Source organism: Sandarakinorhabdus sp., assembly GCF_987265915.1.
This window is the reverse complement of sequence record NZ_OZ503948.1, coordinates 1,789,335-1,805,986: the sequence shown is the minus strand read 5'-3', so window position 1 is coordinate 1,805,986 and position 16,652 is coordinate 1,789,335. Positions and strand designations below refer to the sequence as shown.

Annotated in this window: 13 protein-coding genes; 7 read left to right on the top strand and 6 right to left on the bottom strand. The window is 64.2% G+C overall.

Features of this window, described 5'->3' with window-relative positions:
• Nucleotides 1–22: 22 nt before the first annotated feature.
• The 3 genes from carB to carA all read right to left on the bottom strand — a co-directional run bounded on the left by carB (nt 23) and on the right by carA (nt 4,952).
• Nucleotides 23–3,265, bottom strand: a complete 3,243-nt coding sequence (gene carB / locus AC6UUM_RS08745; RefSeq protein WP_500801902.1) for a carbamoyl-phosphate synthase large subunit — start codon at nt 3,263–3,265, stop codon at nt 23–25.
• Entirely contained in the window at nt 3,265–3,627 is a 363-nt protein-coding gene (locus tag AC6UUM_RS08740; RefSeq protein ID WP_500801901.1) for an endonuclease domain-containing protein, read from the bottom strand. Before AC6UUM_RS08740 ends, carB begins: the two co-directional genes overlap by 1 nt.
• 161 nt (nt 3,628–3,788) lie before the next feature.
• On the bottom strand, nt 3,789–4,952 hold the full coding sequence (gene carA / locus AC6UUM_RS08735) for a glutamine-hydrolyzing carbamoyl-phosphate synthase small subunit (protein WP_500801900.1): 1,164 nt from the start codon (nt 4,950–4,952) through the stop codon (nt 3,789–3,791).
• Between the two features lie 139 nt (nt 4,953–5,091).
• Between carA and AC6UUM_RS08730 the strand changes: the two genes are divergently transcribed.
• From AC6UUM_RS08730 to AC6UUM_RS08705, 6 genes are all read left to right on the top strand, one after another.
• Nucleotides 5,092–5,544: a GatB/YqeY domain-containing protein gene (locus AC6UUM_RS08730; protein WP_500801899.1), complete on the top strand. Its 453-nt coding sequence runs from the start codon at nt 5,092–5,094 to the stop codon at nt 5,542–5,544.
• Nucleotides 5,541–7,376, top strand: coding sequence for a DNA primase (gene dnaG / locus AC6UUM_RS08725; RefSeq protein ID WP_500801898.1), 1,836 nt, complete (start codon nt 5,541–5,543; stop codon nt 7,374–7,376). The genes AC6UUM_RS08730 and dnaG overlap by 4 nt, the downstream gene beginning before the upstream one ends.
• Nucleotides 7,377–7,548: 172 nt before the next feature.
• Nucleotides 7,549–9,561 carry an RNA polymerase sigma factor RpoD gene (rpoD, locus tag AC6UUM_RS08720; RefSeq protein ID WP_500801897.1) on the top strand — a complete coding sequence of 671 codons (2,013 nt, stop codon included), beginning with the start codon at nt 7,549–7,551 and terminating at the stop codon, nt 9,559–9,561.
• A gap of 45 nt (nt 9,562–9,606) precedes the next feature.
• Entirely contained in the window at nt 9,607–10,281 is a 675-nt protein-coding gene (locus tag AC6UUM_RS08715; RefSeq protein WP_500801896.1) for a hypothetical protein, read from the top strand.
• A gap of 132 nt (nt 10,282–10,413) precedes the next feature.
• Nucleotides 10,414–11,100: a hypothetical protein gene (locus AC6UUM_RS08710; RefSeq protein WP_500801895.1), complete on the top strand. Its 687-nt coding sequence runs from the start codon at nt 10,414–10,416 to the stop codon at nt 11,098–11,100.
• Nucleotides 11,101–11,182: 82 nt separating this feature from the next.
• Nucleotides 11,183–12,025, top strand: a complete 843-nt coding sequence (locus AC6UUM_RS08705; protein ID WP_500801894.1) for an AAA family ATPase — start codon at nt 11,183–11,185, stop codon at nt 12,023–12,025.
• Between the two features lie 6 nt (nt 12,026–12,031).
• Here AC6UUM_RS08705 and AC6UUM_RS08700 read toward each other — a convergent pair whose 3' ends face one another.
• On the bottom strand, nt 12,032–13,126 hold the full coding sequence (locus tag AC6UUM_RS08700) for a L,D-transpeptidase family protein (RefSeq protein ID WP_500801893.1): 1,095 nt from the start codon (nt 13,124–13,126) through the stop codon (nt 12,032–12,034).
• Here AC6UUM_RS08700 and AC6UUM_RS08695 point away from each other — a divergent pair.
• Entirely contained in the window at nt 13,043–13,585 is a 543-nt protein-coding gene (locus AC6UUM_RS08695) for a murein L,D-transpeptidase catalytic domain family protein (protein ID WP_500801892.1), read from the top strand. The genes AC6UUM_RS08700 and AC6UUM_RS08695 overlap by 84 nt on opposite strands.
• 68 nt (nt 13,586–13,653) lie before the next feature.
• On the opposite strand, the gene katG is transcribed toward AC6UUM_RS08695, so the two are convergent.
• Together katG and efp are read right to left on the bottom strand one after the other, a co-directional pair.
• The gene (gene katG / locus AC6UUM_RS08690; protein WP_500801891.1) at nt 13,654–15,882 is read right to left on the bottom strand and encodes a catalase/peroxidase HPI; all 2,229 of its coding nucleotides are present in this window, start codon (nt 15,880–15,882) and stop codon (nt 13,654–13,656) included.
• Nucleotides 15,883–16,064: 182 nt separating this feature from the next.
• On the bottom strand, nt 16,065–16,637 hold the full coding sequence (efp, locus tag AC6UUM_RS08685) for an elongation factor P (RefSeq protein ID WP_500801890.1): 573 nt from the start codon (nt 16,635–16,637) through the stop codon (nt 16,065–16,067).
• Between the last annotated feature and the right edge of the window lie 15 nt (nt 16,638–16,652).

Genomic DNA, 16,652 nt, shown 5'->3' with positions numbered 1-16,652 from the left:
TAACGCACTACGTCCCAATGCGTCAGGGGTTGCGATGATAGGATTGAAGCGGCCGCACATCAAGCGGTTGTCGCCGCAGCGCAGCAATCGCCGCCACAGCGGCCCGGCTGGCGGGCGCCGTGGTGAAATAAGGGATGCGGCCATACAGCGCCGACGCGCGGATCGATTGGCTGTCGGTCAAGGATTGACGGCCTTCTGTGGTGTTGAAAATCAAGGCGATATCGCCATCCTTGATGCGATCGACAATGTGCGGCCGGCCTTCGGCGACCTTGTTGACCAGGGTGACGGGGATGCCCGCGGCCGACAGCACGGCGGCCGTGCCTTCGGTGGCGACCAAGCCAAACCCCATGGTCACCAGATCGCGCGCCGCATCGATCATTTGCGGCTTGTCGCTGTCCTTCACCGAAATGAACACGTTGCCGGTGTCGGGCAGCCGTGTGGAGGCGGCAAGCTGGCTCTTGGCAAAGGCGGTGGCGAAATCGACATCGATGCCCATCACTTCGCCGGTGGATTTCATTTCGGGGCCGAGCACCGGATCGATGCCGGGGAAGCGCGCGAACGGGAACACCGCTTCCTTCACCGCGATGTGATAGCCGACATTGCGCGGGCTGAGATCAAAACTGGCGAGCTTTTCGCCGGCCATCACCCGCGCCGCGATCTTGGCAACCGGAATGCCGGTGGCCTTGGCGGTGAACGGCACCGTGCGGCTGGCGCGCGGGTTGACCTCGATCAGATAGACATCGCCTTCCTTCACCGCGAACTGCACGTTCATCAGGCCGGTCACTTTCAGCGCGCGGGCCAGCACGGCGGTCTGCCGCTCGATTTCGGCAATGATGTCGTCCGGCAGGCTGTACGGCGGCAAGGAGCAGGCGCTGTCGCCCGAATGCACGCCGGCTTCCTCGATATGTTGCAACACGCCGGCGACATGCACATCGGTGCCATCGGCCACGGCATCGACATCAACCTCGATGGCATCGCGCAAATAGCGATCGATCAGCACCGGCGACGTGCCCGATACCACCACGGCTTCGCGGATATAGGTTTCCAATTGGGCGCGGTTGTCGACAATCTCCATGGCGCGCCCGCCGAGCACATAGGACGGCCGCATCAGCACCGGATAGCCGATGGTTTCGGCGACGCTCACCGCCTCTTCGGCGCTGCGGGCGATGCCGTTGTCGGGCTGCTTCAGGCCAAGCTCTGTGATCAGCGCGGCGAAACGCTCGCGATCTTCGGCCAGATCGATGCTGTCCGGGCTGGTGCCCAAAATGGGAATGCCGGCATCCTGCAGGGCCTGCGCCAGCTTGAGCGGCGTCTGCCCACCGAGCTGCACGACCACGCCGACCAATTCGCCATTGCGCTGCTCGACGTTGAGGATTTCCAGTACGTCTTCGGCGGTCAGCGGCTCGAAATAAAGGCGATCCGATGTGTCGTAATCGGTGGAGACGGTTTCCGGGTTGCAGTTGACCATGATGGTCTCGTACCCGGCATCCCCCAGCGCGAAGCAGGCGTGGCAGCAGCAATAATCGAATTCGATGCCCTGGCCGATGCGGTTCGGCCCGCCGCCCAGGATGACGATCTTGCGCGCCGCGCTCGGCGCGCTTTCGCATTCCGGTTCGCCAAAGCTCGGTGCTTCGTAACTGCTGTACATGTACGGCGTCTTGGCGGCGAATTCGCCGGCGCAGGTGTCGATGCGCTTGAACACTGGGCGCACATTCAGCGCACGGCGCGCGGCGGAAACATCGGCTTCGCTGAGGCCGGTCAGATGTGCCAGGCGTGCATCGGAAAAGCCCATGGATTTCAGGCGGCGCAGGTCAGCGGCTTCCTTCGGCAGACCGCTGGCTTTCACGCCGGCTTCAGCCTCCACCAGTTCCTGCATCTGGCGCAGGAACCAGGGCTCGAACTTGGCGATCTGGTGGATGCGCTCCACGCTGATCCCGGCGCGCAGCGCGTCGGCGGCCACCAGCAGGCGGTTGGGGGTGGGCTGCGACAACGCGGCTTCGATTTCCTCGATCGACGCGCCGGCCAGTTCCGGCACTTCATCAAAGCCGGTCAGGCCGGTCTCCAGGCCGCGCAAGGCCTTCTGCACGCTTTCCTGCCAATTGCGGCCGATCGCCATCACCTCGCCGACCGACTTCATCGCCGTGCCGAGCAGCGGGGCCGAACCCTTGAACTTTTCAAAGGCGAAGCGCGGGATTTTCGTCACGACATAATCGATGGTCGGCTCGAATGACGCTGGGGTGGCGCCGGTGATGTCGTTCATGATTTCATCGAGCGTGTAACCCACCGCCAGCAGCGCCGCGACCTTGGCGATCGGGAAGCCGGTGGCCTTGGACGCCAGCGCCGACGAGCGGCTGACGCGCGGGTTCATTTCGATGACCACCAGGCGGCCATCCTTGGGATTGACCGCGAACTGCACGTTCGACCCGCCGGTCTCCACGCCGATCTCGCGCAGCACCGCGATGCTGGCGTTGCGCATGATCTGATATTCCTTGTCGGTCAGCGTCAGCGCCGGCGCCACCGTGATACTGTCCCCGGTGTGGATGCCCATCGGATCGACATTCTCGATCGAGCAGATGATGATGGCATTGTCCGCCTTGTCGCGGACCACCTCCATCTCATATTCCTTCCAGCCGAGCACGCTTTCCTCCACCAGCACTTCGGTGGTCGGGCTGGCATCGAGGCCGCCGGTAACGATGCGGATGAATTCCTCCCGGTTATAGGCGATGCCGCCGCCGGTGCCGCCCATGGTGAAGCTGGGGCGGATGATCGTCGGCAGGCCGACATGCTCCAGCGCCGCCAGCGCTTCTTCCACCGTGTGCGCGATACGGCTGATCGGGCTTTCCAGGCCGATCTTGTCCATGGCGTCGCGGAACTTCAGCCGGTCTTCGGCCTTGTCGATGGCTTCGGCATCGGCGCCGATCAGCTGGACATTGTATTTTTCCAGCGTGCCATCCTTGGCCAGCGCCAGCGCGGTGTTCAGCGCCGTCTGCCCGCCCATCGTCGGCAGCACCGCATCGGGCCGCTCCTTGGCGATGATGCGCGCGACGATTTCCGGGGTGATCGGCTCGACATAAGTGGCATCCGCCAGCTCCGGATCGGTCATGATCGTCGCCGGGTTGGAATTGACCAGGATGATCCGGTAGCCTTCCGCCTTCAACGCCTTCACCGCCTGCGTGCCCGAATAATCGAACTCACAGGCCTGGCCGATGATGATCGGGCCAGCGCCGATGATGAGGATGGATTTGAAGTCGGTGCGTTTGGGCATCAGTGGTTCCGGATTTTTGCAACATGCAAGCCAAGTGCATGATCGATGCTACGGGCAACGCCGTCCAGGTTGGCAAGCACGTCGGCCGCGGCAATGCGCAGGACGCGATAACCTTGGGTTGTCAGCCAAGCATCCCGGCTCTGGTCATGCGCGTGGGTTTGCTGATGGGACTGACCATCGACTTCGACAATGAACTTTTCACGGCGAGCAGCGAAATCTGCGATGTAGATGCCAATCGGCACCTGCCGGCTGAACTTCCAGCCATTGAGGCGCGCGGCCCGCAGCACATTCCACAGCCGCACTTCGGGCGGCGTCATCTCGTGGCGCATCGCCTTGGCGCGCCCACGCTGCACGTCCGTCACCTCTCCCCGCCGGGGGGAGGTCGAGAGACGGCACGCAGCGCCGGCCCGGGAGGGGGGCTGAGCGCCGGCTGTGGTTGCGCGGGGCAACCCCTCTCCCGGGCCGCCTTCGGCGTCTCTCGACCTCTCCCCAAGGGGAGAGGTGAAACCCTCTCCCGCAACGCTCACGTCAGCCCCCCGACAAACTTCTCGAACAGATAATGGCTGTCCTGCGGGCCGGGGCTGGCTTCCGGGTGATACTGCACGCTGAACGCCGGGCGATCCGTCAACTCCAACCCGGCCAGCGTGCCATCGAACAACGAAATATGCGTCGGCCGCGCCGTTGCCGGCAGCGTCGCGGTGTCCACCGCAAAGCCATGGTTCATCGAAGTGATCTCAACCCGGCCATCGCTCAGCCGCTTGACCGGATGGTTCGCGCCGCGGTGGCCTTGCGTCATCTTCAGCGTCTTCGCGCCGACCGCCAGGCCGAGCAATTGGTGGCCGAGGCAGATGCCGAACAGCGGCAGGCCGGCGTTCAGGATCTTCTGGATGGTCGGCACGGCATGGATGCCAGTGGCGGCCGGGTCGCCCGGGCCGTTGGACAGGAAGATGCCGGCCGGCTGCAGCGCCATGATCTCGTCAAATGTCGCCGTGGCCGGCACGACTGTCACCCGCGCACCGGCGGCGACCAGATTGCGCAGGATGTTGCGCTTCATGCCATAATCGACGGCCACGACATGCGGGCCGTTCGGGTTGCCGCTGTGCACCGCATAGCCGCCCTGCAGCGTCCATAGGCCATCGTCCCAGGTGTAATTCTGCGTGGCGCTGATCACGCTGGCCAGGTCCATGCCCTCCAGCCCGGGCCAGCCGCGCGCCTGATTGAGCAAATTCTTCACATTGAACTGCCCGGCGCGATTGTGGGCGATCACGCCGTTGGGTGCGCCACCTTCACGGATTCGCTTGGTCAGCGCGCGGGTATCGACGCCCGACACGCCGATGCGGCCCCAGGCGCGCATCCAGTCATCAAACCGGCGCTGCGACCGGAAATTGGCTGCCGCCGTAACGGGCTCCCGCACCACACAGCCCAGCGCATGCGGGTTGGGCGATTCGATATCGTCGTTGTTGGCGCCGACATTGCCGATGTGCGGAAAGGTGAAGTTGATGATCTGCCCAGCATAGCTCGGGTCGGACAGCACCTCCTGGTAGCCGGTCATTGCCGTGTTGAAACATACCTCGCCCACCGCCGCGCCCTCGGCGCCGAAGCCATGGCCCCAGATAACGCTGCCATCGGCCAGCACGAGAACGCCAGTCGCGCCTTTGGGTTGGACAGGCGCTTTGGCGACGGCCATGCAGTGATTCCTTTTGTCGGGCAGGCAAACGGTGGGGCCGATAGGGTTCACCGCTCTGGCCGTCAATCTATTCTTTCGCGGTCCAAGACGCTATCGACCGCCAAACATCAACCCGCAATTTTCCGGATCGGAGCCCACCATGCTGCGCGATGCCATCAAAGCCGCCACCACCGACGCCATGAAGGCGCGCGACACTGCCCGCCTGGGCGCCCTGCGCCTGATCAGCTCCACCCTGAAGAACAAGGATATCGAACTGCGCACCGGCACCGCGCCGGCCGACGATGATCTGGTGGTGGTGGATGTGCTGCAGAAAATGGCCAAGCAGCGCCGCGAATCGATCGAGATGTATGTGGCTGGCAACCGCGCCGAACTGGCCGATGCCGAACGCGCCGAACTGGGTGTGATCGAAAGCTTCCTTCCGGCGCAGATGGACGAGGCCGAGGCGATGGCCGCGATCAAGGCACTGGTCACCGAACTGGGCGCGACCAGCGTGAAGGACATGGGCAAGGTCATGGCCGCCGTGAAAGCGCGCTTTGCCGGCAAGCTCGACATGAGCAAGGCGAATGGGATGGTGAAGGCTGCGCTGGCTTGACCCTATCCCCAGCCTTTCTCGACGAGTTGCGCGCCCGGGTGCCGGTGTCGGGCGTCGTTGCCCGGCGAGTGAAGCTAACGCGGGCCGGGCGGGAGATGAAGGGCTGCTGCCCGTTCCACAACGAGAAGACGCCGAGTTTTTACGTCAACGACGACAAGGGCTTCTACCACTGCTTCGGCTGCGGCGTGCACGGCGATGTCATCAAGTTCCTCACCGACAATATGGGCCTGCCGTTCATGGAGGCGGTCAAGCAGCTGGCGTCCGAAGCCGGCCTTGAGGTTCCCGCCGCCTCCCCCGAAGCGCAGGCGAAGGCCAAGGTCGCCGACAGCCTGTCCGAACTGACGACCCGCGCCGCCAAGTGGTTCGAGGCGCAGCTCGCAGGCGAAGCCGGTGCGGCGGCGCGCGCCTATCTTGATCGGCGCGGCGTGTCGCCCGATCTCGCCAAACGCTTCGGGCTTGGCGTGGCGCTGGAGGGCCGCACAGCGCTGCGCAGCCACTTCAATGATGTGGAGGCCGACAAGCTGTTCGAAGCCGGGCTGATCGGCAAATCGGACCAGGGCGAGATCTTCGATCGCTTCCGCGGCCGACTGATGTTCCCGATCCGCGACCGCCGCGGGCGCGTGGTTGGGTTTGGCGGGCGCGCGCTGGGCGATGTGCAGCCCAAATATCTCAATTCCGCCGATGGGCCGCTGTTTGACAAGGGCCGGCTGCTCTACAATCTCGATCTCGCCGGGCCGGCAGCGCGCCAGAGCGGCCGGCTGATCGTCGTCGAAGGCTATATGGACGTGATTGGCCTCGCCAATGCCGGCATCGCCGAAGCCGTCGCGCCGCTGGGCACCGCGATGACCGAAACCCAGCTCGCGCTGGCGTGGCGGCTGGTCGATCAACCCGTGCTGTGCTTCGATGGCGACGGCGCCGGCCTGCGCGCTGCCACCCGCGCAGCGGCGCGCGCGCTGCCGCTGCTGCAGCCCGGCAAATCGCTGCGCATCGCCACGCTGCCGCCGGGGCAGGACCCGGACGATCTGTGCCGCGCTGGCGGCGCAGCCGCATTCGAAGCCGTGCTGGCCACCGCCGTTCCGCTGATCGATCATATCTGGGCCAGCGAGACGGCCGGGCTGGAGACCGCCATCCCCGAACGCCGCGCCCAGGCCCGCACCCGGCTGCGCGAAGCCGCCGCCAGCATCGCCGATCCCGATGTGCGCAGCCTGTATCAGGCCGAGTTCAACAACCGCTTCGAAGCCGCCTTCCTGTCACGCCCGGCGCGCGCGCCCTGGCAACCGCGCAAGCCCGGCGAAAAATGGCAGTCGCCGGTGCCCGGCGCCTCGGCAGCGCTGAAGGCGCTGGTCAGCCGGGATCGCGACCCGTTGCTCACCGCTGTCCTGGCCGGCCTGCTGGTGCGGCCCGGCCTGGCAGACGCCCATGCCGACGCGCTGGCCGCCTTGCAGCTTGACCATCCGGACGAAGCCACCCTGCTTGCCGAAGTGCTGGCGGCAACGGCCAGCACACCGGGCCTTGAATCGGCGGGCCTGGCCGCCCATCTGACCAGCATCGGATACGGTGAAACCGCCCGGCGCGTGCAGGCCATGAACCGGCTGGCTTTCTCGTTCACGCGGGCGGATGCCGCGGCAGCGGTGGCCGATGCGGATTTCGGGCTGGCCCTGCGCCAGGCCACGGCACGATCGGCGCTGCTGGCCGGTTTGGCCGAAGCCACGACGCGGTTTCAGGACAGCCTGTCGGAGGCGGATTTCGAAGCACAGCAGGCCTTGCGCCAGGATATGGAATCGCTCGATGCAGCAATGATGAAGCTGGTGGAATCGCGGCGGGAGGATTAAGGAGCCTGTATAATATGCGGGCAGTCTCATCCTGCTCCGCCCGCGCAACCAGCCGGGCGGGCGGGACATTGTATATTCGGGCGGTTTGATTGGCACGGTTTGCCAACCGCGTGAGAAGGTTTTTGCCGGAGCAGGTCCCTGCCCCCGGCCAGATGCAAGGATGCAAAATCGGATGGCCAAAGCTGGCGCCAACGAAGCGGTCGATCCCAAGGCGGAGGGCGATGCCCCGCTGATCGACCTGAACGAAGCCTCGATCAAGAAGCTGATCGCCCGCGCCAAGAAGCGCGGTTACATCACCTATGACGAAATCAACGAGGCCTTGCCCCAGGATCAGATGACCAGCGAGCAGATCGAGGACATCATGTCGTCGATCAACGAGATGGGCATCAACATCGTCGAAAACGAAGACACGTCCGACGAAGCGGAAACCCCCGAAGAGGCCGAGGACGAACCGGAAGCCGTCGATGGCGATCTGGCGCCAGCGCCGGTTGCGGTCGTCAAGGCCCCGCTCGATCGCACCGACGATCCGGTGCGCATGTATCTGCGCGAAATGGGCGCGGTCGAACTGCTCAGCCGCGAAGGCGAAATCGCCATCGCCAAGCGCATCGAGGCCGGCCGCAACACCATGATCGCCGGGCTGTGCGAAAGCCCGATGACCTTCCGCGCCATCATCGATTGGTCGAACGCGCTGAACGAAGGCCGCATGCAACTGCGCGAGATCCTCGATCTGGAAGCCATGCTGGCCAAGGTGCCGGGCGAAGACGGTGAGGACGTGGCGGAAGGCAGCGACCTGCCCACCGTGCAGTTCAAGGAAGACGAAGAGCCGGAAGCCGAAACGCCGGTTGCCGACGAAGAAGACGAATTCACCGAGCGTCGGGCGCCGCAGCGCGCCGCCGAAGCCGAAGAAGACGACGAAGGCGGACTGTCGCTCGGCCAGATGGAAGAGCAGCTCAAGCCCGCTGCGCTGGAAAAATTCGCCGAGATCACCGGCACCTACAAGAAATTCCAGAAGCTGCAGGAAGCCCGGCTGTCGGCCATCCACGGCGGCCCGGCCTTTGCCGGCGGTGACGAGAAGAAATATCAGAAGCTGCGCGAGGAACTGACGCGCGGCGTGCAGTCGATCCATTTCAACAACAACAAGATCGAGCTGCTGGTTGAATCGCTCTACACCCAGAACAAGCGGCTGATGGCGCTAGGCGGCAACATGCTGCGCCTGGCCGACAAGCATCGCATCAACCGCAAGAATTTCCTGGATGAATATGTCGGCAACGAGCTGGCCGAAGGCTGGCTGCCGCGTGTAGCTGCCATCGACAAGAAGTGGGCGGCCTTTGTGCAGAGCGAAGGCGCGTCGGTCGAACAGAACCGCCGCGAGCTGGCCGGCATTGCCGAAACCACCGGCGTGGACCTCGGCGAATTCCGCCGCATCGTCAATATGGTGCAAAAGGGCGAGCGCGAAGCCCGCATCGCCAAGAAGGAAATGGTGGAGGCCAATCTGCGCCTCGTGATTTCCATCGCCAAGAAATACACCAACCGCGGCCTGCAATTCCTTGATCTCATTCAGGAAGGCAATATCGGCCTGATGAAGGCGGTGGACAAGTTCGAGTATCGCCGCGGTTACAAGTTCAGCACCTACGCCACGTGGTGGATCCGCCAGGCCATCACCCGCAGCATCGCCGATCAGGCCCGCACCATCCGCATTCCGGTGCACATGATCGAAACCATCAACAAGCTGGTGCGCACCAGCCGGCAGATCCTGCACGAGATCGGCCGCGAGCCGACTCCGGAAGAACTGGCCGAACGCCTCTCCATGCCGCTGGAAAAAGTGCGCAAGGTAATGAAGATCGCCAAGGAGCCGATCAGCCTGGAAACGCCGATCGGTGACGAGGAAGACAGCCATCTCGGCGATTTCATCGAGGACAAGAACGCCGTCATCCCCGTCGATGCCGCGATCCATGCCAATCTGAAGGAAACCGTCACCCGCGTGCTGGCATCGCTCACCCCGCGTGAAGAACGCGTGCTGCGCATGCGCTTCGGCATCGGCATGAACACCGATCACACACTGGAAGAGGTCGGCCAGCAGTTCAGCGTGACCCGCGAGCGCATCCGCCAGATCGAAGCCAAGGCGTTGCGCAAGCTGAAGCACCCGTCCCGCAGCCGCAAGATGCGCAGCTTCCTCGACGTCTGAGTGTATTGCTCTTGCAAGACGGAAAAAGGGCGGTAAGGACAGGGCATGCGCCTTCTCCTTGCCGCCCTTTCGTTTCTGCTCGCCGTTGCGGCCGCCCCTGCCCCTGATCCGCTGCTGCAGCAGATCGTGGCCGGCGCCCGCGCCGTGCCGCCGGCCAGTGTCCGCTGGGAACGCATCCTGAAACAGACGGGCCAGGAAGCCGGCGACAGCAGCGCCGAAAGCCATAGCCGCACCGAGCGCTGGGACGGCAAGCAGCTGACCCTGATCAATGTCGATGGCAAGCCGCCTTCCGCCGACGACCTGACCAGCCACCGCAAGGCCAGCGCCGGCCGGCCACTGCCCGGCTATCATCGGGTGGCCGATTTTCTTGGGCCTGGCGCCACCCGCAGCCAGGATGCGCAAGGGCGGACGCTGTACCGGGTCAACGGCCTGCCCAAAGGCAGCATCACCATCGGCCGGGATATTTCCGCCAGTCTGGTGGCGGAGGCGCTGATCGACAGCAGCGGCCCGCAGCCCTTTGTGAGCCGGCTGCGCATCACCCTGCCCAAGCCGCTGGGTTTCATGTTCGTGGCCCGGCTGGACAGTTTCGAGGCGATTTCCGATTATCGTCTGGTCGGCGGCCGTCCGGTGCTGGTGCGCCAGACCCAGGCCATCGCCGGCAAGCAGATGGGCAAATCGGGCACCAGCCGCAGTGAAAGCCTTTATACCCCCTTGGGGTGATCGCACCCGGTTCACACCCAAGCAAGGCCGTGAGGCTATAGGTTGATGCCCTTGCGCCAATCCGTGCCGGGGCGGTGAAGCTGATGCCATTGCAACTTGTGGCATAACGCCGCGAACGCTAGGCATCTGCCCATGAGCCACCATTGTCGCACGCTATTGCCGGCTGTCGCCAGCCTGCTCGTTGCAGCAGCGCCGCCGCCTGATCTGGTGCTGGTGCGCGACGCCATCATTGCCGAAGCCAGCCGCATCGAACCAGCCGCGCTGGCCTTTGACCGTACCACCACGGCCACCAAGCACAGCCCGCTCGGCGCTGAGAAAAGCGTCACCATCGAACGCTGGGACGGCAAGGGCTGGACCCTGGTCAGCGTCAACGGCGGCGCGCCCAAAGCATCGCAGCGCCGATATTTCCAGAAGGCCACCGTCAGTGCCCCGGTGCCGGGTTATCATCGCCTGGCAATCATGCTGGCCGCTGCCGGGGAAATTGGCACCGACGAAAAGGGCCGCAAGGTGCTGAAGATCGCGGTGCTGCCGGCAGCTTCGGTGCGCAGCGAGAATGACGATATTTCCAGCCACCTTTCGGGCGAGGCGGTCATCACCACCACCAACGGCAAGCCCTGGGTCAGCCAGCTCAACCTGAAGGCCCGTGAGCCCTTCAAGCTGGGTGGCCGCATCAAGGTCACCATATTCCGTCAGACGCTGGATTATGGCCTCGGTCCAAATGGCCGCCCGCGACTCACCGGCCAGAGCGCACAGAGCGAGGGCCAGATGTTCGGCTTTGGCGGCGGCGAGGTGAATCAGGTCACCTACACCTACCGCTGATTGGCCAATGACCCCTTCGCAGATTGACAGGATTGCACCAATGCGCGCGCCTGCTTAGCGTGCGATCAGAAGAGGATATTCCATGCGCTTTACAGGCACCGCCGGCTATGTCGCCACTGATGATCTGAAGGTTGCGGTCAACGCCGCCGTCACCCTCCGCCGGCCGCTGCTGGTGAAGGGCGAGCCCGGCACGGGCAAGACCGTGCTGGCCCAACAGATCGCCAATGCCTTCGATGCGCCGCTGATCGAATGGAACGTCAAGTCCACCACCAAGGCGCAGCAGGGTCTTTATGAATATGATGCGGTCTCGCGCTTGCGGGACAGCCAGCTCGGCGATCCGCGCGTGTCGGACATCAACAATTATATCCGCCGCGGCAAGATGTGGGAGGCGTTCACCTCCGAAAAGCTCCCCGTTCTGTTGATCGACGAGATCGACAAGGCCGACATCGAATTTCCCAACGATCTCTTGACCGAACTCGATCGCATGGAATTCGACGTCTATGAAACCGGCGAGCGGGTGAAAGCCGCGCAGCGCCCGATCGTGATCATCACCAGCAACAACGAGAAGGAACTGCCCGACGCGTTCCTGCGCCGCTGCTTCTTCCACTACATCAAGTTCCCCGATCGCGAGACGATGGAAGCCATCGTGCGCGTGCACCACCCGAACATCCAGCGCGCGCTGGTCGGCGAAGCGCTCAATATCTTCTTCGACATGCGCGAAGTGCCCGGCATGAAGAAGAAGCCGAGCACCAGCGAGTTGCTCGATTGGCTGAAATTGCTTATGCACGAGGATCTGCCCATCGAGGTGCTGCGCAATCGCGACACCAAGACTCTGATCCCGCCGCTGCACGGCGCGCTGCTGAAGAACGAGGCGGACGTGATGCTGTTCGAGCGGCTGGCCTTCATGAGCCGGCGCGGCCAGTAACCCGCCTCAAACGGCGCATTCGCTTTCGCTATCAGGGCTGGCTGCGGCCAGTTCCTGCCGGTCGAGGCGATAGATGTCGTTGTGGATCAACAGCGTGCCGTCATCGTCCACTTCCGCCGTGAAATAACCGATGATCACCGTTATTGGCGCCTCGAACGCCAGACGCTGGGTTTGGCCGCCTGGCAGCAGCCCGGCCAGTCCGTCGCGTGTGGCACTGCCACCCAGCAGTGTGGCGGCAAAGCCGAGCGGATCATCCACCCGGATGCAGCCATGGCTCAGGGCGCGCTTGTCGCGGGCAAACAGGCTGCGGGCCGGCGTGTCGTGGATGCCGATCCCCATGGCGTTGGTGAAATCCAGCTTCATCTGCCCCAGCTGATTGTCCGGCCCCGGTTTCTGGCGGACGTGGGTTCCGTCCCGCACATAACCACGCCGCGCCGCTTCGGCCGGACGACGCGCCAGCAAGGCGCCCACGCTTTCGGTCACGATGCTTTTGGGAACATCCCACGACGGATTCAGGATCACGCCGCTGGCTTGCCAGGTAAAGGACGGCGTTGGCGTCCGGGCTTTGCCGACAATGGCGCGCCAGCGGCCCAGTCGCGCCTGGCCATCGTACAGGTTGATTTCGAAGGCCGGGATATTGACGAGCAGATAGCGACCAGTCGGCAACGGCGACAGCATGCGCCAGCGGGCGAGGCTGGCCGCAACCGCGCCGCGTGACCCTTGGGGCAAGGCCGCGACATCGATCCGGGCCAAGAGTTGTTCTTGCCCCGCCGGAATGCCAGCCGGCGCAAGCGCTGCAGGCGGTGCTGCCCCCGTCAGCGCCAGGAAAACGGCAAGGCCCGGCACCAATCGCATTGGGCGACGATTCGGGGCGGTCTGACGCGGCAGGCGTGGTATTTCCATCAAGCTGCGCCATCTTACCCTGATATGGACCTTCACCGCACCCCCGGAATACCCGCGCTGTCGCGACGCGCTGCGCTGACTGGGGCTGGGCTTTTCGCTGGCGCCTTGATTGCTGTGCGTCCTGCCCTTGCCGCTGGGGTCGGCGAGGGCCTGAATCCGCGCCTGCTGGAACAGGCGCGCGCCGCCTTCGATCGCCACGCGGCCCGGATTTCAAACAAGACCATGGTGGCCATTGCCGATTATGGCCTGCACAGCGCCCGCCCACGCTTCTTTCTGTTCGAACCCGACACCGGCAAGACCATATCCCTGCGTGTCGCCCATGGCCGGGGCTCCGATCCGGCCCACACCGGTTTCCTGCATCGCTTCTCCGATCAGCCCGGCTCCGCCGCCAGCAGCGCGGGCGCCTATCTTTCCGGCGACACCTATGTCGGGCAGCACGGCCTTTCGCGCCGCCTGTTCGGGCTCGATCCCGAAAATCGCACGGCATTGGCCCGTGCCATCGTCATCCACGGCGCCTGGTATTGCGAAGCGGATGTGTTGCAGCAAACCGGCAAGTTGGGCCGCAGTGAAGGCTGCTTTGCCTTTTCGGCCACCGACGCCGCGCTGGTGCTGCAGCGTCTCCCGGCTGGCAGCCTGATCTATTCCAACCGGGCCTGACCGGCTGACAAGGCAATGGCGGCGCAACGGCGGCACTCCGGGTGGAGCGCCGCCGCGATGCTTGCGGCTCAGCGGCCGAAGCGGTCGTTCGCCATCACCTTGGTCCAGGCCTTGGCGAAATCCTGCACCATCTGGCTGTGGCCATCGGCAGCGCCATAGACTTCGGCCACGGCGCGCAATTCACTGTGCGAACCGAACAGCAGATCGACCGGGCTGGCCGTCCACTTCTTCTGGCCGGTCGTGCGGTCAAGCCCGTCATAGAGGCCTTCCGTGGCAGACTTCTGCCACTTGGTCTCCATGCCGAGCAGGTTTACGAACCAGTCGTTGCTGAGCACGCCCGGCCGCGCGGTGAACACACCCACAGTGCTGCCGCCGGCATTGGCCCCCAGCACGCGCAGGCCGCCCACCAGCACGGTCATTTCCGGCACGGTCACACCGAGCAGATTGGCGCGATCGATCAGGCCTTGCGTGGGATTGTAAAAACTGTCCGCGCTCCAGTAATTGCGGAAGCCATCGGCCTTGGGTTCCAGCGCGGCAAAGCTGTTCACATCGGTCTGCGCCTGGCTGGCATCGGTGCGGCCCGGCGTGAACGGCAGGCTGATCGCCACGCCGGCATCCTTGGCCGCCTTTTCCACCGCGGCATTGCCGGCCAGCACGATCAGATCAGCGAGGCTGATCTTGCGGCCACCCGGCGCTGCTGCGTTGAAATCGGCCTGCACCTTGGCCAGAACGGGGAGCACTTTGGCCAGTTCGGCCGGGTTGTTCACCGCCCAATCCTTTTGCGGGGCCAGCCGCAGCCGGGCGCCGTTGATCCCGCCGCGCATATCGGTGCCGCGGAAGCTCGCCGCCGCCGCCCAGGCCGTGCGCACCAGTTCCGGCACGCTGAGGCCGCTGGCCAGCACATTGGCCTTCAGGCTGGCCACGTCGGCCTCAATCACCAGCGGGTAATCGACGGCCGGAACCGGATCCTGCCAGATCAGCACTTCCTTCGGCGCATCCGGCCCGATGTAACGGCCGCGCGGGCCCATGTCGCGATGGGTCAGCTTGAACCAGGCGCGGGCAAAGGCATCTTCGAAGCCCTTGGGATTCTTCAGCCAGGCTTGCGTGATCTTCTTGTAGGCCGGGTCCATGCGCAGCGCGAGATCGGTGGTGAACATGATCGGCGCGTGGAACGTGTCCGCCTTGTGGGCGTCGGGAACGAACTTCACGTCCTTGGCGTTCTTCGGCTCCCACTGGATGGCACCGGCGGGGCTGCGCGTCTGCACCCAGTCATATTGATAGAGGTTTTCCAGATATTGCATCGTCCACTGGGTGGGGCTGGCCGACCAGGCGCCTTCCAGGCCCGAGGTGATGGTGTCCGCACCCTTGCCAGTACCGAGCTTGTTTTCCCAGCCAAAGCCCTGCTTTTCAAGCGCTTCGCCGGCCGGTTCCTTGCCGACATTGCCATCGGGCTTGGCTGCGCCATGCGCCTTGCCGAAGGTGTGGCCGCCGGCAATCAGTGCCGCGGTTTCTTCATCGTTCATCGCCATGCGGCCGAAAGTTTCGCGGATGTCCTTCGCGGCGAGCAGCGGATCGGGGACACCGTTCGGGCCTTCGGGGTTCACATAGATCAGGCCCATCTGCACCGCAGCCAGCGGGTTGGCCAGCTTGCGGCCTTCGCTGTAACGCTTGTCGTCCAGCATCTTGGCTTCCGGGCCCCAATAGACTTTGTCGGCTTCCCAATCATCCTGGCGGCCGCCGGCAAAGCCGAACGGCTTGAAGCCCATGGTTTCGAGGGAGACGTTGCCGGCCAGCACCATCAGATCGGCCCAGCTGAGCGCGCGGCCATATTTCTGCTTCACTGGCCATAGCAGGCGGCGGGCCTTGTCGAGATTGGCGTTGTCCGGCCAGGAGCTGAGCGGTTCAAAGCGCTGCTGGCCGCCACCGGCGCCACCGCGGCCATCGGCGATGCGATAGGTGCCGGCGCTGTGCCAGGCCATGCGGATGAAGAACGGGCCATAATTGCCATAATCGGCCGGCCACCACGGCTGCGAGGTGGTCAGCACCTTGGCGATGTCGGCCTTCACTGCCTTCAGGTCCAGCTTGCTGAAGGCGGCAGCGTAATCGAAATTGCTGCCATAGGGGTTGGATGATGGCGCCTGGCTGCGCAGCGGCGACAGATCGACCAGTTCCGGCCACCAGAACTGGTTGCTGGTGTTGGCGGTCGGGCTGGTTTGCGCGGCGGCGCCCGTGGCGCTCAGGCTGCTGGTCATGCTGGCGATGGCCAGTGCGACGATCGATGCGAAATTGCGTGTCATGCTCGCTCCCTGCGGTTGGCGCGGGTCGGTTCCCACTGCAACGTCCAATACGCCCGCACGGTTCCATCGAAGAAATTGGCATTTGCGCTCAGGCTGATCGAATTTGTGCCTAAGTTGATTTGCCCACGCAGCAAAAAGGCCGGCATCGCTGCCGGCCTCCATGCGCAACATTGGCGTTCGCCTCAATCCTTGGCACGCTCGACGTAGCTCGAATCTTCGGTGTTGATGACGATGCGCGTGCCAACTTCGATATGCGGCGGCACCATCACGCGGGCGCCCGATTCCACCGTCGCCGGCTTGTAGCTGGAGCTGGCGGTCTGGCCCTTCATCACCGGTTCGGTGGCGATGATTTCCATGGTGACGCGCGTCGGCAGGGTGATGGTGATGGCCTTGCCATCGAACATCAGGATCTTGCACTCGGCATTTTCCTGCAGGAACCCGATGCCATCGCCGATCATCGTTTCGGTCAGGCTGATCTGGTCATAGGTTTCGTTGTTGATGAAGATATATTCCTCACCATCCTTATAAAGGTAATTGTGCGGCACTTCCTCGACGAAGGCCTTCTCCAGGCTGTCGGTGGTCTTCACGGTGATCACGGTTTTCACACCGTCGGAAATGCGCCGCATGTCGATGGTGGTGGTGGGCGTGCCCTTGCCGGGGCGGAAGGTTTCCGCCTTCAGCACGACATACAGATGGTTGTCCTCGTGCTCGATCACCTGCCCCTTGCGGAAATTGCTCGCGATTTCCTTGACCATGCTATCCCCTATGCG

Excerpts from the sequence above, each read along its gene's own strand:
- carB (WP_500801902.1), bottom strand. The coding sequence starts at position 3,265 with ATGCCCAAACGCACCGACTTCAAATCCATCCTCATCATCGGCGCTGGC.
- carA (WP_500801900.1), bottom strand. The coding sequence starts at position 4,952 with ATGGCCGTCGCCAAAGCGCCTGTCCAACCCAAAGGCGCGACTGGCGTT.
- AC6UUM_RS08730 (WP_500801899.1), top strand. The coding sequence starts at position 5,092 with ATGCTGCGCGATGCCATCAAAGCCGCCACCACCGACGCCATGAAGGCG.
- rpoD (WP_500801897.1), top strand. The coding sequence starts at position 7,549 with ATGGCCAAAGCTGGCGCCAACGAAGCGGTCGATCCCAAGGCGGAGGGC.
- AC6UUM_RS08715 (WP_500801896.1), top strand. The coding sequence starts at position 9,607 with ATGCGCCTTCTCCTTGCCGCCCTTTCGTTTCTGCTCGCCGTTGCGGCC.
- AC6UUM_RS08710 (WP_500801895.1), top strand. The coding sequence starts at position 10,414 with ATGAGCCACCATTGTCGCACGCTATTGCCGGCTGTCGCCAGCCTGCTC.
- AC6UUM_RS08705 (WP_500801894.1), top strand. The coding sequence starts at position 11,183 with ATGCGCTTTACAGGCACCGCCGGCTATGTCGCCACTGATGATCTGAAG.
- katG (WP_500801891.1), bottom strand. The coding sequence starts at position 15,882 with ATGACACGCAATTTCGCATCGATCGTCGCACTGGCCATCGCCAGCATG.
- efp (WP_500801890.1), bottom strand. The coding sequence starts at position 16,637 with ATGGTCAAGGAAATCGCGAGCAATTTCCGCAAGGGGCAGGTGATCGAG.